17 protein-coding genes are annotated in these 19153 nt (G+C 66.5%); 11 read left to right on the top strand and 6 right to left on the bottom strand.

What is annotated here, in order from left to right:
• Positions 1-97: 97 nt before the first annotated feature.
• Complete coding sequence (locus tag IAE24_RS00630; RefSeq protein ID WP_199960094.1) at positions 98-1396, top strand: sensor histidine kinase; 1299 nt, start codon at positions 98-100, stop codon at positions 1394-1396.
• Positions 1397-1490: 94 nt separating this feature from the next.
• Here the strand turns inward: IAE24_RS00630 and bfr are convergent, their stop codons facing one another.
• Positions 1491-1967, bottom strand: coding sequence for a bacterioferritin (gene bfr / locus IAE24_RS00625; protein ID WP_016447611.1), 477 nt, complete (start codon positions 1965-1967; stop codon positions 1491-1493).
• A gap of 368 nt (positions 1968-2335) precedes the next feature.
• Here bfr and ahpC point away from each other — a divergent pair, with 368 nt between their 5' ends.
• The 5 genes from ahpC (at position 2336) to IAE24_RS00600 (ending at position 8807) form a co-directional block, all read left to right on the top strand.
• Complete coding sequence (gene ahpC / locus IAE24_RS00620; RefSeq protein WP_012206871.1) at positions 2336-2899, top strand: alkyl hydroperoxide reductase subunit C; 564 nt, start codon at positions 2336-2338, stop codon at positions 2897-2899.
• 103 nt (positions 2900-3002) lie between these two features.
• Positions 3003-4559: an alkyl hydroperoxide reductase subunit F gene (gene ahpF / locus IAE24_RS00615; protein WP_012206870.1), complete on the top strand. Its 1557-nt coding sequence runs from the start codon at positions 3003-3005 to the stop codon at positions 4557-4559.
• A gap of 400 nt (positions 4560-4959) precedes the next feature.
• Positions 4960-7248 carry a TonB-dependent hemoglobin/transferrin/lactoferrin family receptor gene (locus IAE24_RS00610; protein WP_199960093.1) on the top strand — a complete coding sequence of 763 codons (2289 nt, stop codon included), beginning with the start codon at positions 4960-4962 and terminating at the stop codon, positions 7246-7248.
• 66 nt (positions 7249-7314) lie between these two features.
• Positions 7315-7686, top strand: a complete 372-nt coding sequence (locus tag IAE24_RS00605; RefSeq protein ID WP_034398862.1) for a hypothetical protein — start codon at positions 7315-7317, stop codon at positions 7684-7686.
• Positions 7683-8807: a hemin-degrading factor gene (locus IAE24_RS00600; protein WP_199960092.1), complete on the top strand. Its 1125-nt coding sequence runs from the start codon at positions 7683-7685 to the stop codon at positions 8805-8807. Before IAE24_RS00605 ends, IAE24_RS00600 begins: the two co-directional genes overlap by 4 nt.
• Positions 8808-8855: 48 nt before the next feature.
• On the opposite strand, the gene IAE24_RS00595 is transcribed toward IAE24_RS00600, so the two are convergent.
• Positions 8856-9146, bottom strand: a complete 291-nt coding sequence (locus tag IAE24_RS00595) for a DUF2798 domain-containing protein (RefSeq protein ID WP_199960091.1) — start codon at positions 9144-9146, stop codon at positions 8856-8858.
• Between the two features lie 144 nt (positions 9147-9290).
• On the opposite strand from IAE24_RS00595, the gene IAE24_RS00590 reads away from it, so the two are divergent.
• The gene (locus tag IAE24_RS00590) at positions 9291-10235 is read left to right on the top strand and encodes a LysR family transcriptional regulator (RefSeq protein ID WP_043819159.1); all 945 of its coding nucleotides are present in this window, start codon (positions 9291-9293) and stop codon (positions 10233-10235) included.
• 15 nt (positions 10236-10250) lie between these two features.
• On the opposite strand, the gene ppsR is transcribed toward IAE24_RS00590, so the two are convergent.
• On the bottom strand, positions 10251-11072 hold the full coding sequence (gene ppsR, locus IAE24_RS00585) for a posphoenolpyruvate synthetase regulatory kinase/phosphorylase PpsR (RefSeq protein ID WP_012206864.1): 822 nt from the start codon (positions 11070-11072) through the stop codon (positions 10251-10253).
• A gap of 209 nt (positions 11073-11281) precedes the next feature.
• Here ppsR and ppsA point away from each other — a divergent pair, with 209 nt between their 5' ends.
• From ppsA to IAE24_RS00565, 4 genes are all read left to right on the top strand, one after another.
• Positions 11282-13672: a phosphoenolpyruvate synthase gene (ppsA, locus tag IAE24_RS00580; RefSeq protein WP_012206863.1), complete on the top strand. Its 2391-nt coding sequence runs from the start codon at positions 11282-11284 to the stop codon at positions 13670-13672.
• Between the two features lie 17 nt (positions 13673-13689).
• Positions 13690-14070 carry a DUF4212 domain-containing protein gene (locus tag IAE24_RS00575; RefSeq protein ID WP_012206862.1) on the top strand — a complete coding sequence of 127 codons (381 nt, stop codon included), beginning with the start codon at positions 13690-13692 and terminating at the stop codon, positions 14068-14070.
• Positions 14063-16153 carry a VC_2705 family sodium/solute symporter gene (locus IAE24_RS00570; RefSeq protein WP_034396370.1) on the top strand — a complete coding sequence of 697 codons (2091 nt, stop codon included), beginning with the start codon at positions 14063-14065 and terminating at the stop codon, positions 16151-16153. The genes IAE24_RS00575 and IAE24_RS00570 overlap by 8 nt, the downstream gene beginning before the upstream one ends.
• Before the next feature lie 186 nt (positions 16154-16339).
• Positions 16340-16864 carry a hypothetical protein gene (locus IAE24_RS00565; RefSeq protein ID WP_199960090.1) on the top strand — a complete coding sequence of 175 codons (525 nt, stop codon included), beginning with the start codon at positions 16340-16342 and terminating at the stop codon, positions 16862-16864.
• A gap of 107 nt (positions 16865-16971) precedes the next feature.
• On the opposite strand, the gene IAE24_RS00560 is transcribed toward IAE24_RS00565, so the two are convergent.
• The 3 genes from IAE24_RS00560 to IAE24_RS00550 all read right to left on the bottom strand — a co-directional run bounded on the left by IAE24_RS00560 (position 16972) and on the right by IAE24_RS00550 (position 19053).
• Positions 16972-17325, bottom strand: a complete 354-nt coding sequence (locus tag IAE24_RS00560; protein ID WP_012206859.1) for an FKBP-type peptidyl-prolyl cis-trans isomerase — start codon at positions 17323-17325, stop codon at positions 16972-16974.
• Between the two features lie 113 nt (positions 17326-17438).
• Positions 17439-17744, bottom strand: a complete 306-nt coding sequence (locus IAE24_RS00555) for a winged helix-turn-helix transcriptional regulator (RefSeq protein ID WP_012206858.1) — start codon at positions 17742-17744, stop codon at positions 17439-17441.
• A 220-nt stretch (positions 17745-17964) separates the two neighbouring features.
• Entirely contained in the window at positions 17965-19053 is a 1089-nt protein-coding gene (locus IAE24_RS00550; protein ID WP_043819155.1) for a Bug family tripartite tricarboxylate transporter substrate binding protein, read from the bottom strand.
• Positions 19054-19153: the final 100 nt, after the last annotated feature.

Raw genomic sequence — 19153 nt, 5'->3', positions numbered from 1 at the left:
CGCGCCGGCACGAGCCCGATCGGCCGGGTTTTTGGCCTTACCATCCTTGGCGCAACGCATTTTTTCCCTCTCTACAGACCGCCACGGATGCCGATCCATGACAAGCCAAGGAAATGAACTCTGCAGACTGGCAGACGCCCTCGCGGCGCAGCGCGAAGGACTCTTGCAGACATGGCGCAAGGCCGTCAGGCGGGACCCGGCACTGACCGCCGGCGAGGCGCTTCCCCGCACCCAGTTGAACGATCACATTCCGGCCGTGCTGGCCGCGTTCGAGCAGCAATTGCGGGCCCTCGGCGGTGCCCCGGCAGGCGCTGCCGAGCCGCCGGTCGATGGCGAGCAGGCCGCCGCCCACGGCCTGCACCGCTGGCAACAGGGCTATGACCTGCATGAAGTCGTGCGCGAGCTGGGCCTGCTCAACGAAGTCATGGTGGCGCAACTGGAGGCCTATGCCGAGGAGCATCCCGATGCGCATGGCGCCATGCCCGTTGCGCGCAAGGCCTGGGCCGCCACCTACACGCGCGACGTGCAGGACAGCAGCACCCAGTATTTCCGCCTGCAGCAGCAGGAGGCCGAGGGCCATGTGCGGGACCTGGAAGCGGCGCTGCATGACGTGAGCACGCTGGACCTGCAGCGCTCGCAACTGTGGGAGCAGGTCGCGCATGACCTGCGCAGCAACGTCGGCGTGGTGGCCAATGTGACGCATGGCCTGGGCATGCAGCATGCGCCGGCGCAGTCGCGCGAGAAACTCCTGCGCATGCTGGACCGCAACGTCCAGTCGCTGCGCCATCTGCTGGATGACGTGACGGAGCTGGCCAAGCTGCACGCCGGGCGCGAGCATCGCCAGCTGACCTCCTTTGACGCAGCCGAGGTGATCACCCATCTGTGCGAGGGACTGCAGGCCCTGGCCAACGATCGCGGCCTGTACCTGCACCTGCAGGGGCCGGGGACGATGCCGGTGGAAGGCGATGCCTTGAAACTGCGCCGCATCGCGCAGAACCTGATACTCAACGCGCTCAAGTACACCCAGGAGGGCGGTGTCACGGTGAAGTGGGCTCTGGGCGATGGGGAGGACCGGCGCCGCTGGATGCTCTCCATCGGGGACACGGGCCCTGGCATGGCGCCTGCGGCGCCTTTGGTTGCCGCCCTCAAGCAGGCCACGGACATGGACCCTTCGGGCCACCTGGGGACGGCGGCGTCCGGGGAGGTCCGCACCGGGGGCGTGCCGCAGCAAGGCGGTGTGGCGGCCAGCTACCGCAGCGGTGCAGGCGAGGGGATCGGCCTGTCCATCGTCAAGCGGCTGGCGGAATTGCTGGACGCCACCATCGAGGTGCAGTCGGCCGCGCAGACCGGCACGACCTTTCTTCTGTTGTTTCCGCTGCGGTATGCCGACGAGTGACCGATAGCCGGGCCAGAAGATGAAAAAACGGGCACACAGGCCCGTCGTTTCGAGTGCGGGGTGCGGCCTGTGCCGCCGCCCCTGAGTCCGATGCTCAGGACTCTTCGTCCATCTGCGACTGCAGGTAGTTCTGGATGCCGACCTTGTCGATCAGGTCCAGCTGGGTTTCGAGGTAGTCGATGTGCTCCTCGGTATCGTCCAGGATCTTTTGCAGCAGATCGCGCGAGACATAGTCGCGCACGCTTTCGCAGTGGGCGATGCCATCCTTGATGGTCTGCTGCGCGGTTTTCTCGCTGCTCAGGTCGCAAGCCAGGGCTTCGGGCACGTCCTCGCCGACTTGCAGCTTGCCCAGGTCCTGCAGGTTGGGCAGGCCGTCGAGCACGAAGATGCGGTCCATGAGCCAGTCGGCGTGCTTCATCTCGCCGATGGACTCCTTGTATTCCTTCTTGGCCAGCTTGTCGAAGCCCCAGTGCTTGTACATGCGGTAGTGCAGGAAGTACTGGTTGATGGCCGTCAGCTCGTTCTTGAGCTGGGCTTGCAGCCAGGTGATGACTTGTGCGTCGCCTTGCATGGGGAACTCCTTTGTTGTACGTGGGGGACCGCGCCGATCGCCGGCCGCTATAGGGGTGGATTGTCTAGGGTTTCTGCGTCAGATCAAGCAAACCCCTGTTATCGCGCATTGGCTGCTTATGAGGCGCGTTCTCGTTTGCGGGCCGGCTGCCGACGCGGCTGCGGGGTTGCTGCATTGCCTTGTCATATTTCGGCCCAAAATAGCCTCTTCAGGCCGGTGGCAGGCTGGTCAAGCCCGCAGGCCTGGAGACCAAGGATGTTCACATAGTTTTTGGCAATCGGACGAATTCAATCAATTCATTGGATCAATCGATTGCCTGGGCCTAGACTTCGTCCTGTGTTCACTCACCAACCACAAAGGAAACAGCAATGTCCGTGATCAACACCCAAATCAAGCCCTTCAAGACGCAGGCCTTCAAGAATGGCAAGTTCATCGAAGTGACCGAAAAGGACGTCCTGGGCAAGTGGGCCGTGTTCTTCTTCTACCCCGCTGACTTCACCTTCGTGTGCCCCACCGAACTGGGCGACGTGGCCGACCATTACGACGAACTGCAAAAGCTGGGCGTGGAAGTCTTCTCCGTGTCCACCGACACCCACTTCGTGCACAAGGCATGGCACGACACGTCGGACACCATCCGCAAGATCAAGTACACGATGCTGGGCGACCCCACCTGGGAAATCAGCAACAACTTCGAAGTCCTGCGCCCCGGCCAGGGCCTGGCTGACCGCGGCACCTTCATCGTCGATCCCGATGGCGTGATCCAGGCCGTGGAAATCACCGCCGAAGGCATTGGCCGCAACGCCGTCGATCTGCTGCGCAAGGTCAAGGCTGCCCAGTACGTCCGCAACCACCCCGGTGAAGTCTGCCCCGCCAAGTGGGAAGAAGGCGACAAGACCCTGGCTCCTTCGCTCGACCTGGTCGGCAAGATCTAAGCGGTACACCGCTTCCTGTTCACAGTTGAACTGTTGAAGACGCCCGGGTGCCTGGCGCCCGGGCTTTTTTTTCCGAAAATTCGTATTTCCCTAGGAGTCCGACATGCTTGACAACAACCTGAAAGCCCAATTGCAGGCCTACCTGGAGCGCCTGCAGCGTCCGGTGGAGCTGGTGGCTTCGCTGGATGACAGCCAGGGTGCGCGCGAGCTGAAGGAACTGCTGCTGGAAATCCGCGAGCTGAGCGACAAGATCACCGTCGTCGAGCACAACGACGCCGAGGTGCGCAAGCCCTCGTTCCTGATCACCAATCCCGGCGTGGACAGCGGCGTGCGTTTCGCAGGCGTCCCCCTGGGCCATGAATTCACCTCGCTGGTGCTGGCCCTGCTGCAGGTCGGCGGCCATCCGTCCAAGGAATCGGCCGAGCTGCTGGAGCAGGTGCGCAATATCGACGTGCCGCTGCACTTCGAGACCTATTACTCGCTGTCCTGCCACAACTGTCCCGACGTGGTGCAGGCGCTGAACCTGATGTCCGTGCTCAATCCCAAGATCAGCCATACCGCCATCGACGGCGGGCTGTTCCAGAAGGAAGTCGAGCAGCGCGAAGTCATGGGCGTGCCCACCGTCTTTGTGAACGGCGAGCGCTTCGGCCAGGGCCGCATGGAGCTGGCCGAGATCGTGGCCAAGGTCGATACCGGCGCCGCTTCGCGTGAAGCGGCCAAGATTTCCGCCAAGGATGCCTTCGACGTGCTGATCGTCGGCGGCGGCCCGGCCGGCGCGGCCGCTGCCATCTATGCGGCACGCAAGGGCATCCGCACCGGCATCGCCGCCGAGCGCTTCGGTGGCCAGGTGCTGGACACCGTGGACATCGAGAACTTCATCTCGGTCTCCAAGACCGAAGGCCCGCAACTGGCCGCCGCCATGGAGCGCCATGTGCGCGACTACGAGGTGGACATCATGAACCTGCAGACGGCGTCCAAACTGATTCCGGCCGCCACGGAAGGCGGGCTGATCGAGGTGCAGACCGCCTCGGGCGCCAGCCTCAAGGCCAAGACCGTCATCCTCTCGACCGGCGCGCGCTGGCGCAACATGAACGTGCCGGGCGAGGACAAGTACCGCACCAAGGGCGTGACCTACTGCCCGCACTGCGACGGTCCCTTGTTCAAGGGCAAGAATGTGGCCGTCATCGGCGGCGGCAATTCGGGCGTGGAAGCGGCCATCGACCTGGCCGGCATCGTGCGCAGCGTGACGCTGCTGGAGTTCGCCAGCGAGCTCAAGGCCGACGCCGTGCTGCAAAAGAAGCTGCGCAGCCTGCCCAACGTCACGGTCATCCTCAACGCCCAGACCACCGAGGTCAACGGCGATGGCAAGAAGGTCACCGGCCTGACCTACAAGGACCGCACGACGGAAGAGGTCAAGACCGTGGCGCTGGAAGGCATCTTCGTGCAGATCGGCCTGCTGCCCAACACCGACTGGCTCAAGGGTACGGTGGAGCTGACACGCTTCGGCGAGATCGTGATCGATGCCAAGGGCCACACCAGCGTGCCCGGCGTGTTTGGCGCAGGCGACTGCACCAACGTGCCGTACAAGCAGATCATCATTGCTGCCGGTGCCGGCTCCACGGCTGCGCTGTCGGCCTTCGACCACCTGATCCGCCACTGACCAGCCATTGACCAGTTGCTGCTCCGCCATGGCGCGGAGCAGGCCGGAGAAAGGGCCCGGATGCCATGGCATCCAGGCCCTTTTTTCATCGCCCGACCAGGGGCGGAAGGCCTGGCGCAGCAAGGGGAGGGCGGGGGCTGTTTTTCATGCCCGCGTCTTCAGGCGCGGGCCTTGTCGCTGTGGGTGTCGCACAGATAGCTGCCTGGCGGCACGCAGCGCCAGCAGGGTTTGTTCCGGGGCCCATGCGCCAGATCAAACCAATAAATGAGAACTATTCGCATATAATTTTTCTTCATCCAGCCAGCACATGACGCGCCAACGGCTGGCGGGCCACCCGCCAGCCGCTGCAAGCAGAAGCCAGCTCTCGCACATCCATGTTGATCAGAGAGAGGGCTTCGCAATGGCTTACGACTTCGCAATGCAATCAAGCGCCCGGCGGGCGCGCCATCCCCTGGCCGCCGCCTGCGCGCTGCTGTGCGCCTCCGCTGCCCTGGCCCAGGAGCCGGGGCAGGCCGCCGCAGACGTCGCAAACGTTGCAAATGCCGGAGATGCCGACACGCAATTGCTGGCGCAGGCCGCGTCCGGGGCACGGACCCGTGCCCCGGCCCTCAAGGAGATGGTGATCAGCGCCTCGCGCGAGGTGCAGGACCCTGACACCCTGCCCATGAGCATCGACGTGATCGACGCCGGCCGCATGGAACGCGAGCAGGCCAGCGACATCCGCGAGATGGTCAACCTCCTGCCCAATGTCGAGGTGCCGCGTGCCCCGGCCCGCTTCTCGCTGGCGGCCTCGTCGGCCGGGCGCGACCAGAACAGCGGTTTCAACATCCGTGGCCTGGATGGCAACCGCGTGCTCATGCTGGTCGATGGCGTGCGCCTGCCGCGCAGCTACAGCTTCAGCGCCAACAGCTTCGGCCGCGACTACCTGGACCTGGGCCTGGTGCAGCGCGTGGAAATCCTGCGCGGCTCCACGCCCGCGCTGTATGGCTCGGACGGCATGGGCGGCCTGGTCAACTTCGTGACCGTGCAGCCGGACGATCTGCTGGGCAAGGACAAGCGCATCGCCGGCCGCGTGGCTGCCGGCTACGACGGCTCGGACAACGGCCGCAAGCTGGGCGCCACCGTGGCGGGCCGTGCCAGCCCCGAATGGGCATGGCTGCTGTCGGCGGGCCTGGGCCGCTCGCACGCGCTGGAGAACATGGGCACGAACAACGTGACGGGCGCGGCGCGCACCACGCCCAATCCCGAGAAAGACCGCAGCGAATCGCTGATGGGCCGCCTGGTCTTCACGCCCAGCGCCGTGCAAAAGCATGTCTTCACCTTCGAGAACGTGGACAAGCGTGCCGACTACGCCCTGCTGTCCGTGCGATCGGCCACAGTGGCCAACTCGGACTCGCGCACCGACATGAAGCGCTGGCGGGCCAGCTGGCAGGGCCAGTGGCAGCAACTGGGCACGGCGCTGGCCGACGAACTGCAGCTGATGGCCAGCTACCAGAAGTCCGACGCGCGCGAATTCGTCACCGAGACGCGCATCGGCCTGCCCTACCGCGAGCGCGACGTGACCTATGACGAGGACGCGATCCAGCTGCACGCCCAGGCCAGCCGCCTGCTGCGCTGGAGTTCTTCGGCCAGCGGCAAGTTCACCTACGGGCTGGACTACCTCCGCAACAAGGTGGTCAACGCGCAAAACGGCATCACGCCGCCCGTGGGCGAAAGCTTCCCGCTCAAGCGCTTTCCCGACACCACCGAAAGCTCCACCGCCCTGTTCGCCCAGGCCGAATTGCACAGCGGCCCCTGGAGCGTGACCCCGGGCCTGCGCGCCGAGCACTACAGCATCAAGCCCCGGCAGAACGGCTTTGTGCCCACCGTGGTCAGCAACTCCGACTCCGCGCTCTCGCCCAAGCTGGGCGTGATGCTGCAGGCCAGCCCGGTCTGGTCCGTCTATGGCAACTATGCGGCGGGCTTCCGGGCGCCCAATGCCGGCCAGATCAACGCTTTCTTCGAGAACCCGGTGGCGTTCTACCGGAACATTCCCAACCCCAATCTGCGGCCCGAAAAGAGCCAGACCTTCGAGCTGGGCCTGCGCGGGCGCATGGACAGGCTGCGCCTGGACGCCGCCGTGTTCACGGGGCGCTACAAGGACTTCATCGTCGACCAGCAGTTGGTTGCGGGCCAGCCCGGCAACGCGGCCAACCCCGCCATCTACCAGTCCATCAACGTGGGCCGCGCCCGCATCAGCGGCTTCGAACTCAAGGCCGACTACGACTGGGGCCGCTGGGCCGGTGGCGACTGGCAGACGCGCCTGGCCTACGGCTACACCGACGGCAAGGACACCCAGACCGACAAGCCGCTGGACACCATCTCGCCCCAGCAACTGGTGCTGGGCGTGCGCTATGAGCGCTCTGCCGTGGGCGTGCAGTTCAACGTCTCGCACTGGAGTGGCAAGAAGGCCGGCGACGTGTCCAACGGCAGCGCCGCCTGGCTCAGCCCCTCGGCCACCGTGGCCGACCTGAGCGCCCAGTGGCGCATACGCCCCGACCTGCGCCTGAACGCCGGCATCTACAACCTGACCGACAAGAAGTACTGGCGCTGGGCCGATGTGCGCGGCCTGGCTGCCAGCACGGCGATTGCCGACGCCTACAGCCAGCCCGGCCGCCATGTGCGGGTGTCGATGGTCAAGGATTTCTGAAGCATGCGCCTGTGGCGCGGGCGCATGCATGTGCAACGCTGCCAACTGAAACGCAAGGAGAACCCCATGCATCCATCCAAGAGTGAGAGCCTTGCCCAGGACGAGGAATACCTGCTGCCTGAGAACGAGGCCGCGCTGGCTGCCACGCTGGCCCTGATGACCGGCTTCGGCCACGGCTGCTGCGACACCCATAGGCCGGCCATGGCCGCCCGGGTGGCCGAGCAGCTCGAAAACCTGGCCTGCGCGGGCGGCTTGTCCCATGACATGCGCGCCCTGCTGGGGCGGCTGCAGCAACGTTGGCAGGCAGTGGCCGATGCGGGCGCGCCGTCGCGCTCGCACCGCGCCGTGTCCGATGCCGGAGTCGCCCTGCCTGGAGTCCATGCAGCCCAGCCGGTGCCCCATGCGCTCTGGCACGCACCGCTGGACACCCTGCAATGAGCAGCGCCGTCCACGATGCCGAGGAGGGCGGGCTCCTGATTCCCGTCGATGCTCCCGCAGTCCGCCAACGTTTTGCGCGGGCGCGCCAGGGTGGCCTGCGCGCCAAGGAGGCCGCCGATTCCCTGGGCCTGCCGGAAGGCGCCGCCATTGCCGCGCATGCGGGCCAGCATGAGGGCAGCCTCCAGGCCGTGCCGCTGCGCGCCGAATGGCTGGCCATCCTGAAGGGCTTGCAGGACTGCGGCCCCGTGATGGCGCTGACGCGCAACGAGTCCACGGTCCACGAAAAGACCGGGGTCTACCAGAAGCTTTCGGCCAACGGCGGCGTGGGCCTTGCCCTGGGCCGCGACATCGACCTGCGAATGTTCTTTGCCCAATGGCATGCCGGCTATGCCGTGACCGAGCAGCCTGCACAGGCCGGCAGGCCGGCCATGCGCAGCCTGCAGTTCTTCAATGCGCAGGGCCGTGCCGTGCACAAGGTCCATGCGCGCGAGTCCACCGACCTGCAGGCGTGGGAGGCGCTGGTGCAGCGTTTCGCCGAGCCCAGCGCTGGTTACCTGTTCCGCCGTGCCCGCCCGCGTGCGCTGCCGCAGGCCGACGAGGCCATCGACGTGCCCGGCCTGAGCACTGCCTGGGCCGCCATGCAGGACACGCATGAATTCTTCGATCTGCTGCGCCGGTTTGGCGCCGAGCGCCAGCAGGCCTTCCGCCTGGTGCCCGGCCACTGCGCGCGGCTGGCGCCCGAGTCCGTGGCCCAGTTGCTGGGCGATGCGGCCATGGACGGCCTGCCCATCATGGTCTTCGTGGACAGCGGCGGCTGCATACAGATCCACACCGGCCCCGTGCACAACATCCAGCCCATGGACACGCCCGGCGGCGCACAGTGGATCAATGTGATGGACCCGAGTTTCAACCTGCATCTGCGCTGCGATCTGATCGCCAGCGTCTGGGCCGTGCAAAAGCCCACGGCCGATGGCGTGGTCACCTCGGTCGAGGCCTTCGATGCCCAGGGCGACCTGATGGCCATGTTCTTTGGCGAGCGCAAGCCGGGCCGGGCCGAGCTGCCCGGCTGGCGCGAACTGGTGGCGGGTCTGCCGCGCCTGGCAGTGCAGGCGCTGGCCTGAGCGCACCCAGGCCCTGAAAACAACGGTCCGGCCCTGCGTCGGGCCGCGTCAGAGGTGCACGGTGGCAGCCACCAGCTTGCCCACCAGCGGACGCACCACCATCACGCAGACAAAGGCCACGGGCATGGCCAGCGCATAGGCCTGTATCACGCGCCGCAGGTAGTCGGCGCCCAGGCCGCTGTTGGCGCCGACGATGGCGCAGCACATCAGAAACGCCATGATGGCCGACATGTAGAAGGCAAAGACGATGGGTGCGAAGCGGCGGTGCAGCTTGCGGCTGCGGGGGGCTGCAGGGGAAATGGAGGCAGAGGCAGAGGTAGATGCGGAGGTAGGAGGCATGGACGCGGATCCGGTCAGGCCGCTTGTCGATTCGGCGCGGCAAGTGCAGGACTGTAGGCAAGGCCCGTGCTGCCGTGTAGAGGGCTGCAGCTTGGTGCACTCGTAAGCTATATTGATGAATTGATTTTTCATCCATAGTTTTTTGTGCCTAATCTGCGCTCCATCGAGACCTTCGTCAAAGCCCTGGAAGGCGGCTCCATTGCCTCGGCTGCGCGCCAGCTGGGCATTTCTCCGGCGGCGGCCAGCCAGAACATCGCCCGGCTGGAGCGTGAGCTGGGCACGCGGCTGATCACGCGCACCACGCGATCCATGGCGTTGACCGAGGCGGGCGAGCGCTATCTGGCGCGCGTGGGTCCCGTGCTGCAGGAGCTGGAAAAAGCGCAGTCCGACCTGTCCCAGCTGCACGGCGAGTTGCAGGGCCGGCTGCGCATCGCCTGCATGGCAGCCTTTGGCCGCCATGTGCTGGCGCCGCTGCTGCCGGCCTTTGCCGCGCAGCATCCCCGGCTGGAGCTGGAGTTGCTGGTGGTGGACCGGCAGGTGGATGTGCTCAAGGAAGACGTGGACATCAGCGTGCGTTACCGCGATGTACTGGAGCCCGGCATGGCCGTGCGCCAGCTGGCGGCTGTGCCGCGCGTGCTGTGTGCATCACCGGCCTATCTGCAGGCCCATGGCAGGCCACGGACGGCCCAGGATCTGCTGGACCATGCCTGCCTGCTGTACCGGCGCGAGGCCGATGGCCGCTTCATGCGCTGGCCGTTCTCACGCGACGGCAAGCGTGTGGACCCGCAGCTGCGCGTGACCGCCATCGCCAGCGACGTGGATGCCCTGACCGAGATGGCCGTGGCCGGGGGCGGCATTGTCTGGATCGGCAGCTTCATTGCCCACCGCTACATGCGCGAAGGACTGCTTCAGCCGCTGGCCCTGGGCCCGGCGCGCAAGGGGCAGCTGCATTTCGAGGACACCACGCTGGATTTCTTCGCCTGCTTTCGCGACCGCCAGTACGTGCCGACCAAGGTGCGTGCCCTGGTGGACTACCTGGTCGAGACGCTGCCGCAGCAGCCCATGCTGCGCTGGAACGTACCGGCCTGAGCAGCGCAGGGGAGGCTAGTGCCCCAGGTGCTGGGGCAGCACCTCCTGCAGGATGGTGGTGGCGATTTCCTCGATGGACTTGGTCGTGCTCGACAGCCACGGTATGCCGCTGCGGCGCATCATGGATTCGGCCTCGGCCACCTCGTAGCGGCAATTGACGAGGCTGGCGTACTTGGAGTCGGGCCGGCGTTCGTTGCGGATGCTGGACAGGCGCTGCGGATCGATGGTCAGGCCGAACAGCTTCTTGCGCGAGGGAACCAGGGCGGGCGGCAGCTGCTTGCGCTCGAAATCCTCGGGGATCAGCGGGTAGTTGGCCACCTTGAGGCCGAACTGCATGGCCAGGTACAGGCTGGTGGGGGTCTTGCCGCTGCGCGAGACGCCGACCAGGATCACGTCGGCGCCCGTCAGGTCCTGGTGGGTCTGGCCGTCGTCATGGGCCAGCGTGTAGTTGATGGCCTCCATGCGCTCCAGGTATTCCTTGCTCTCGCTGATGTCGGCGAAGCGGCCCACGCGGTGCAGCGATTTCTGGCCCAGCTCCAGCTCCAGCGGCCGCACGAAGGTGCCGAACATGTCGAACACCTTGCCCTTGCACTGGCTCTCGATCAGGTCGAGCATGTCCTGGTTGACCAGGGTGGTGAAGACGATGGGCTTGTGGCTTTCCGACTCGGCCACATGGTTGATCTGGCGCACGGCCTGGTGGACCTTGTCCATGGTGTCCACGAAGGGGATGCGGACCAGGCGCGACTTGGTGTCGAACTGGGCCATGATGGCCGTGCCGAAGGTCTCGGCTGTAATGCCAGTGCCATCGGAGATGACGAAGATGGTGTGGGTGTGCATGGTGGTCGGACTCTGGACAGGGGGGCTGCCGTCGGTTCACGGCAAACGCCTACAATGGCGCCCATTATTCCCAATTTCCCATCCATGCTCGCTGCCGGCCTCCAACCAGAACAGCAAAGCCTCGCGCATGCCTGCGTGGATGGATCGACCGTGCCCGGCTTTGGCAGCCGGGGCGGCGCACGACGGTTTTCAACTTCTGGAGCTTTCCCATGTCTCAACTGTTCGAGGCCACCGCCCTCGTCGTTCCGTTTGAACAACTGAGGATGACCGATGTCGAGTCCGTAGGCGGCAAGAACGCCTCGCTCGGCGAAATGATCTCGCAGCTGCCGCAGGGCGTGCGCGTTCCCACGGGCTTTGCCACCACGGCACACGCCTTCCGCCAGTTCCTGGCCCACGACGGCCTGGCCGACAAGATCAGCGCCAAGCTGGCCGCCCTGGACGTGGAAGATGTCCGCGCCCTGGCCCAGGTCGGTGCCGAAATCCGTGCCCTGGTCGAGAACCAGCCCTTCCCGGCCGATCTGGAGCAGGCCATCCGCGAGGAATTCGTGCGCCTGCAGGGCGGCAACGAGGCGGCCTCGTTCGCCGTGCGCTCCTCGGCCACGGCCGAAGACCTGCCCGACGCTTCGTTCGCCGGCCAGCAGGAAACCTTCCTGAACGTGGTGGGCATCGAGTCGGTGCTGCACAAGATGAAGGAAGTGTTCGCCTCGCTGTACAACGACCGCGCCATCTCCTACCGCGTGCACAAGGGCTTTGCCCACGACGTGGTGGCCCTGTCGGCCGGCGTGCAGCGTATGGTGCGCTCCGACCTGGGCGCGGCCGGCGTGATGTTCACCATCGACACCGAATCGGGCTTCGAGGAAGTCGTCTTCATCACCTCCAGCTACGGCCTGGGCGAGACCGTGGTGCAGGGCGCCGTCAATCCTGACGAGTTCTATGTGCACAAGCCCATGCTCAAGGCAGGCAAGAAGGCCCTGATCCGCCGCAACCTGGGCTCCAAGCTGATCCAGATGGTCTTTGCCTCGCCCGAGGAAAAGGCCGCCAGCGGCAAGCTGGTCAAGACCACCGACGTCGCCCATGAGCTGCGCAACCGCTACTCGCTGTCCGACGAGGACGTGCAGCAGCTGGCCCACTATGCCCTGGTCATCGAGCAGCACTATGGCCGCCCCATGGACATCGAGTGGGGCAAGGACGGCACTGACGGCCAGCTCTACATCCTGCAGGCCCGCCCCGAGACCGTGAAGAGCCAGGCCAAGGGCCAGGCCGAGCAGCGCTACGCCCTCAAGGGCACGGGCAATGTGCTGGCCGAAGGCCGCGCCATTGGCCAGAAGATCGGCACGGGCCCCGTGCGCCTGGTCAATGACATCGCCAACATGGACCAGGTCCAGCCCGGCGACGTGCTGGTGACCGACATGACCGATCCCAACTGGGAGCCGGTGATGAAGCGCGCCTCGGCCATCGTCACCAACCGTGGCGGCCGTACCTGCCACGCGGCCATCATTGCGCGCGAACTGGGCATTCCGGCCGTGGTCGGCTGCGGCAATGCCACCGACCTGCTCAAGGACGGCACCCTGGTCACCGTCAGCTGCGCCGAAGGCGATACCGGCAAGATCTACGACGGCCTGATCGAGACCGAGATCACCGAAGTGCAGCGTGGCGAGATGCCCGCCATCAAGACCAAGATCATGATGAACGTGGGCAACCCCCAGCTGGCCTTCGACTTCGCCCAGCTGCCCAACGAGGGCGTGGGTCTGGCCCGCCTGGAGTTCATCATCAACAACAACATCGGCGTGCACCCCAAGGCCATCCTGGACTACCCCGCCGTCGATGCCGACCTCAAGAAGGCCGTCGAGTCCGTGGCCCGCGGACATGCCTCGCCCCGTGCCTTCTATGTGGACAAGGTTGCCGAAGGCGTGGCCACGATTGCCGCCGCCTTCTGGCCCAAGCCCGTCATCGTGCGCATGTCGGACTTCAAGTCCAACGAGTACCGCAAGCTCATCGGCGGCAGCCGCTACGAGCCCGAGGAAGAGAACCCCATGCTGGGCTTCCGTGGCGCCGCGCGCTACATCTCCGAGGACTTCGGCGAGGCCTTCCGCATGGAGTGCGAGGCACTGCGCCGCGTGCGCGAGGACATGGGCCTGACCAACGTGCAGATCATGATTCCCTTCGTGCGCACGCTCAAGCAGGCCGAGCGCGTCACCCAGCTGCTGGCGGCCAACGGCCTCAAGCGCGGCGACAACGAACTCAAGCTCATCATGATGTGCGAGGTGCCCTCCAACGCCATCCTGGCCGACGAGTTCCTCGAGTTCTTCGACGGCTTCTCCATCGGCTCCAACGACCTGACCCAGCTGACGCTGGGTCTGGACCGCGACTCCGGCCTGGAGCTGCTGGCTGCCGACTTCGACGAGCGCGACCCCGCCGTGCGCAAGATGCTGTCGCGCGCCATCAAGGCTTGCCTGGACCAGGGCAAGTACGTGGGCATCTGCGGCCAGGGCCCTTCGGACCACCCGGACTTCGCCCAATGGCTGGCTGACGAAGGCATTGCCTCCATCTCGCTGAATCCCGACAGCGTGGTCGCCACCTGGCAGCGCCTGGCGCAGTAAGGGCTGGCAGCGTCGCCATGCATACGCCGAAAGCGCACTTGCATGACGACGCGGTCGGGGGACCGTCCGAAGGCGAGACCTTCGCCCCCGACCTGCACGACATCCGCCATCTGTGGCTCAAGGCCGTGCTGTTCGCGGTCTGGGTGGCCGTCTCCTTTGGCGCCTGCTACTACGCGCGCGACCTGCAGGCGTTGATGCCGGACTGGCCGCTGGCCTACTGGTTCGCGGCCCAGGGGGCAGTCCTGATGTTCCTGGCCATCGTCATCGTCTATTGTCTGTCCATGGACCATTTCGAGCGCCGCGAGGCCCGGGCCGCTTTTGCGACGGCACCGGCTCCCGCATCCCCATCGGCCGATACGCAACCGTCCGCACCGCCATCGCCTCCCGGCCATGGCTGAGCGCGCACCGCTGACGGCGGCCTCCCACTGGCGGCTGCACCGCATCGTGGCCCTGTACACGCTGGGCGTGCTGGGTTTTCTGGCCCTCATGTTCTGGGCCGAGCAGCAAGGCCTGTCGCGCCACTGGATAGGCCCCATCTTCCTGTTCTTCACCGTCATGGTCTATGCGGCCATCGGCGTGTACCTGCGCACCAGCGACCCCGAGGAGTACTACGTCGCGGGCCGGCGCATTCCGCCCTTCTACAACGGCATGGCGGCTGCGGCGGACTGGGTCAGCGCGGCCTCGTTCATCAGCCTGTCGGGGGCGCTGTACCTGCAGGGCTTTGCCGGCGTGCCGGGCCAGGCCGGCGGACTGGCCTATCTGCTGGGCTGGACGGGCGGCTTTTGCCTGGTTGCCATGCTGATCGCGCCGCACCTGCGGGCGATGAAGCTCTACACCATTCCCGATTTCTTCCAGCAGCGCTACGGCGGGCGCTGGCCGCGCGTGATCGCGGCGCTGGCGGCCGTGATCTGCTCGTTCACCTATGTGGTGGCGCAGATCTACGGCGTGGGGCTGATCGCCTCGCGGCTGACGGGCGTGCAGTTCGAGATCGGCATCATGCTGGGCCTGGGCGGCGTGCTGCTGTGCTCCTTCCTGGGCGGCATGCGCGCCATCACCTGGACCCAGGTCGCGCAGTACGTGGTGATCCTGCTGGCCTTTCTGATCCCCGTGTCCTGGCTGGCCTACCGGCAGATGGGCAATCCCGTGGCACCGCTGGCCTATACGGCCCAGCTCAGCCAGATTGCGGAGATGGAGCAGCGCCTGCTGGACTCGCCGGCCGAGCAGGAGGTGATCGCCGCCTACCGCCTGCGCGCCGAGGTGCTGGAGGACAAGCTCAAGGACGTGCCGCGCGTTCTGGCCGCCGAGCGCCAGGCGCTGGCCGAGCGCATACGCGATCTGCGCACGCGCAGCGGCGATATCGGCGCCATCATGGCCGCCAGCCGCGAACTGGCCGCCATGCCGCGCGACGAAGCCGCCGCGCGCGCGCTGTGGACACGCCAGCTACAGGAAATGCGCGAGCGCGAGAAGCCGCTGGGCGGCATCCCGCTGCACAGCCTGCCATTCGCCGGCAACCCCGACGGATCGCCCCAGGAGCAGCAGATCTACGAGGACAGCCGGCGCAACTTCCTGGCGCTGATGTTCTGCCTCATGGCCGGCACGGCCGGCCTGCCGCACCTGCTCACGCGCTACTACACGGCGCCCTCGGTGTCGGGGGCGCGGGCCTCGGTGGGCTGGACGCTGTTCTTCATCGGCGTGCTGTACATGAGCGCGCCGGCCCTGGCCGTGCTGGTCAAGTTCGAGGTCATGAACAACCTCGTGGGCATCCGCTTTGACGAGCTGCCCAACTGGATGGCGCAGTGGGCCAGGGTGGATGCCTCCTTGCTGGCCGTGGAGGATGTCAACGGCGACGGCGTGCTGCAGTTCGGCGAAATCCGCATGGGCGCCGACCTCATCATGCTGGCCACGCCCGAGCTGGGCGGCATGCCCTACGTGGTCTCCGGCCTGGTGGCGGCCGGCGGCCTGGCTGCGGCGCTGTCCACGGCCGATGGACTGCTGCTGACCATCAGCAACGCGCTGGTGCGCGACCTGTACTTTCGCGAGCGCCGCCGCCGCGCCTCGCCCGAGCAGCGCGTGATCCTGTCCAAGTTCGCGCTGCTGGTGATGGCGCTGTCGGCCGCCTTCGTGGCCTCGCGCCGTTCCTCGGACATCCTGCCCATGGTCACGGCATCGTTCTCGCTGGCGGCCTCGGCCTTCGTGCCGGCCATGGTGCTGGGCATCTTCTGGCGTGGCACCACGCGCCGGGGCGCCGTGGCCGGCATGCTGGCCGGGCTGGGCGTCACGCTGTACTACATGGTCTCGCATGTGCCGGCACTGCAGCCCGTGCTGCCCGAAGCACTGCACGCGCGCCTGTGGTGGGGCATACAGCCGATTTCATCGGGCGTCTTCGGCGTGCCGGCCGGCCTGCTGGTGACCTGGCTGGTCAGCTGCCTGGACCCGCGCCGCCGGGCACCGGCGCGTTCCGTGCCCGCAAAAGCGTCCTGACGACAGAGGCCGCCGGGCGGGAGGATGGCCATTTTCTGCCCCGTTTTTGCGCTTTTGGCAGATCTGGATCATTGCCGGCCCCACTGAAGCCCGTGCGTGCTGGAAAACCCGCTTTTGGGAGCCGGAGGCTCATGACACGCTGCGAGCCGTGTCCGATCCGATCCCTTGCAGAGAATCCCGTCCGCCATGCATTTTGTGAAAACGTCCGCCGGCCAACAGGCATTCAAGGAACGCCATGCCGATCTCTCGCCCCGGTTGCGCTCGGCCTTTTTGCTGTTTGACGGGCAACGCAGCCTGGCGCAGGTGCTGCAGGCCGTTGCCGGCATGGGCGTGACGCAGGACGAGATCCTGGCGCTGGTGGAGCGCGAATGGCTGGCACCGCGCGACGCGGCCGAGCCCCGGCTGGGCGTGGTGGCCGTTGCGGTGCCTTCGGTCCCTGCCGCGCCTGCTGCAGCGGCTTCTTCCACGGATTCGGCTGGCGATGCCCCCACGCAGTCCGAGCCATCGCTGGCCGTGCGCTATCGCAACGCCTATCCGCTGGCCGTGGCCATCACGGCCAACCTGGGCCTGAAGGGGTTCCGGCTCAACCTTGCCGTGGAAGCGGCCATGGGCTACGACCAGCTGGTGGCGCTGGCACCGCGCCTGCGCGAGGCGGCCAGTCCTGCCAGCTACCTGCCGTTGCACGAGGCGCTGTTCGGCAAGGCACCTTGAATGAGGAATGGCCCGCACGCGGCCCGAGAGGGGTTGGGGCGTACCGTCCATGAAAAAGGGCAAGGCGCCTTCGCACCTTGCCCTTGCATGAATCCGTGGGTGCAGGCTCAGACGGCCAGCAGCTCCACGTCGAACTTCAGCGTGGCGTTGGGGGGGATCACGCCGCCGGCGCCGCGGGCGCCATAGCCCAGCTCGGCCGGGATGATCAGGGTGCGCTGGCCGCCCACCTTCATGCCTTGCACGCCTTCGTCCCAGCCCTTGATCACCATGCCGCCGCCCAGGGGGAAGACGAAGGGATCGTTGCGGTCCTTGCTGGAGTCGAACTTGGCGCCCTGCACGCCGTTGTTGTAGAGCCAGCCCGTGTAGTGCACGGTCACGCTGCGGCCGCGCTGGGCTTCGGCGCCGTCGCCCACGACGGTGTCTTCATACTGCAGGCCGGATGCGGTGGTGGTGAAAGCCATGGTGGTATTCCTTGAGAGAGAAACGGTAGGGGGAAAGGAGACGACCCGGCGGGCCGGACGGAGGCCCTGCGCGGGAAGAGGCCGTGGCGCCTGGTGCCGCGCCCGGCCTGACATCACTTCTTGGCGCGCGCGGCCACCCAGCGGTTGGCAAAGGCCTGCACATCGGACAGGCGCTTGAGCAGGTCCTGGCCGGCCAGCGTCACGGTGTAGCCGTCGGAGCCATGCTCCAGCAGCCCGCACTCGCGCAGCTCCTTGATGCGGGTGTTCAGCGTGTTGGGCGTGATGCCGCCCACGCTGTCTTGCAGCAGTCGAAAGGTCTGAGGATGGCCGTCCCGCAGCGCCCACAGCACGCGCAACGCGTAGCGGCATTCGAGTTTCTCGAACAGCTGGTTGATGGCGGCGTTTTCCTTGGAGCTCATGACGCTTCTCCTTGCGCAATGGTGTGGGTGAGCCGGCGGGTGCGTCCGGGTGGGACGCGCGCCGAGCCAAGTCCCGGGGAACTATAGCTCTGGATCCATTCTGCTACAAGTTTGGTAGCTCAAAACCCACAGCGGCAATGCCCCCCGCTAGAGGAATACGCGTATGACCAAGCCAGTGTTGCAGGCCCGCCACGTGGCCTGCCCGCTGCGCGGCGGTTTCTCAGCTCTTGAGTTTGAGCAGATAGGTCATCACGCTGGCCGTGGTGTGCTCCAGCTCCAGAAAGCCGTTGAAATCGCGGCCCGCCTGCCAGGAAGGCTCCCAGCGGTTCTGGCGCAGGGCGCGTTGCCAGCTCTCGTGCTGCGTGGCCTGCTCCACGGCGCCCAGCAGGGCCTGGGCACGTGCGGCGCTGACCTGCTTGCCGGTGAAGACGGCGCGCCAGTTGGCCATGTCAGCATCTAGCCCCTGCTCGCGGAACGAGGGCAGGCCGAACAGGCTGCGGCGCGAGGACACGCCGATGGCGCGCAGCTTGCCGCTGGCCAGCGCCTCGCTGAACTCGCTGTAGCCGGACACGCCCATGCGCGCATCGCCCTTGAGCAAGGCCTCCACCACCTGGGCGCCGCCTGGAAAGGGCTTGTAGACCAGTTGCTCGGGCGCCGCCTTGGCCGCGCGCGTGAGCAGGCCGGCGAACATGTGGTCCACGCCACCGGCCGAGCCACCCGCAAACGACTGGTGGGCCAGGTCGCTGCGCAGCGCGGCCACCAGGTCCTTGGCATTGCGGATGGGGGAGTCGGCCGGTACGGCCACGACGAGGTAGTCGCTGGTCAGGCGGGCAATCGGCTGCACATGCGACATGTTGACGGCCGGCTTTTGCAGTGCCACCGCGCCGACCATCACCATGCCGCCGATCAGCAAGGCGTCGGGGTCCTTGCCATGGCGCTCGGCAAACTGGGCCAGGCCGATGGTGCCTCCCTTGCCGCCCACGTTTTCATACTCCACGCGCTCGGCCGCGCCGCTGGCCACCAGGGCCGCGCCCAGCGCGCGGCCGGTCTGGTCCCAGCCGCCACCGGCATTGGCTGGAATGACGATGCGCAGGCTGGTCGCCACGCGCTGGGCGCTGCCGGCAGCCCGTGGCGCATGGGCTGCAGGTGCTGCCGCTGGCGGTGCGGCATGGGCCAGAGGAGAGCACAGCATGGCCAGGGCAGCGCCCTGGGCCAGCATCTGGCGGCGGTTCTGGCGCGTTCCATCGGCGGTATGGGCGGCGGTATGGGCGGCGTTGGCGGCGGTTTGCGAAAAGCTCGGAAGGCGCATGCAGTCTCCAATCGGGTTCGCGCGCCATTGTGGGCGCAAATGAATCAGAAAAGCAGATTATGTAAGCATGTGCGTCAGCTGCTTGACACAACACAGTACA

Origin of the sequence: Delftia sp. S65, assembly GCF_016516495.1 — a bacterium.
Lineage (GTDB): Bacteria > Pseudomonadota > Gammaproteobacteria > Burkholderiales > Burkholderiaceae_C > Comamonas > Comamonas acidovorans.
The sequence above is the reverse complement of the archived record's forward strand: the minus strand, read 5'-3'. Positions and strand labels throughout refer to the sequence as shown.

Excerpts from the sequence above, each read along its gene's own strand:
- IAE24_RS00630 (WP_199960094.1), top strand. The coding sequence starts at position 98 with ATGACAAGCCAAGGAAATGAACTCTGCAGACTGGCAGACGCCCTCGCG.
- bfr (WP_016447611.1), bottom strand. The coding sequence starts at position 1,967 with ATGCAAGGCGACGCACAAGTCATCACCTGGCTGCAAGCCCAGCTCAAG.
- ahpC (WP_012206871.1), top strand. The coding sequence starts at position 2,336 with ATGTCCGTGATCAACACCCAAATCAAGCCCTTCAAGACGCAGGCCTTC.
- ahpF (WP_012206870.1), top strand. The coding sequence starts at position 3,003 with ATGCTTGACAACAACCTGAAAGCCCAATTGCAGGCCTACCTGGAGCGC.
- IAE24_RS00610 (WP_199960093.1), top strand. The coding sequence starts at position 4,960 with ATGGCTTACGACTTCGCAATGCAATCAAGCGCCCGGCGGGCGCGCCAT.
- IAE24_RS00605 (WP_034398862.1), top strand. The coding sequence starts at position 7,315 with ATGCATCCATCCAAGAGTGAGAGCCTTGCCCAGGACGAGGAATACCTG.
- IAE24_RS00600 (WP_199960092.1), top strand. The coding sequence starts at position 7,683 with ATGAGCAGCGCCGTCCACGATGCCGAGGAGGGCGGGCTCCTGATTCCC.
- IAE24_RS00595 (WP_199960091.1), bottom strand. The coding sequence starts at position 9,146 with ATGCCTCCTACCTCCGCATCTACCTCTGCCTCTGCCTCCATTTCCCCT.
- ppsR (WP_012206864.1), bottom strand. The coding sequence starts at position 11,072 with ATGCACACCCACACCATCTTCGTCATCTCCGATGGCACTGGCATTACA.
- ppsA (WP_012206863.1), top strand. The coding sequence starts at position 11,282 with ATGTCTCAACTGTTCGAGGCCACCGCCCTCGTCGTTCCGTTTGAACAA.
- IAE24_RS00575 (WP_012206862.1), top strand. The coding sequence starts at position 13,690 with ATGCATACGCCGAAAGCGCACTTGCATGACGACGCGGTCGGGGGACCG.
- IAE24_RS00570 (WP_034396370.1), top strand. The coding sequence starts at position 14,063 with ATGGCTGAGCGCGCACCGCTGACGGCGGCCTCCCACTGGCGGCTGCAC.
- IAE24_RS00565 (WP_199960090.1), top strand. The coding sequence starts at position 16,340 with ATGCATTTTGTGAAAACGTCCGCCGGCCAACAGGCATTCAAGGAACGC.
- IAE24_RS00560 (WP_012206859.1), bottom strand. The coding sequence starts at position 17,325 with ATGGCTTTCACCACCACCGCATCCGGCCTGCAGTATGAAGACACCGTC.
- IAE24_RS00555 (WP_012206858.1), bottom strand. The coding sequence starts at position 17,744 with ATGAGCTCCAAGGAAAACGCCGCCATCAACCAGCTGTTCGAGAAACTC.
- IAE24_RS00550 (WP_043819155.1), bottom strand. The coding sequence starts at position 19,053 with ATGCGCCTTCCGAGCTTTTCGCAAACCGCCGCCAACGCCGCCCATACC.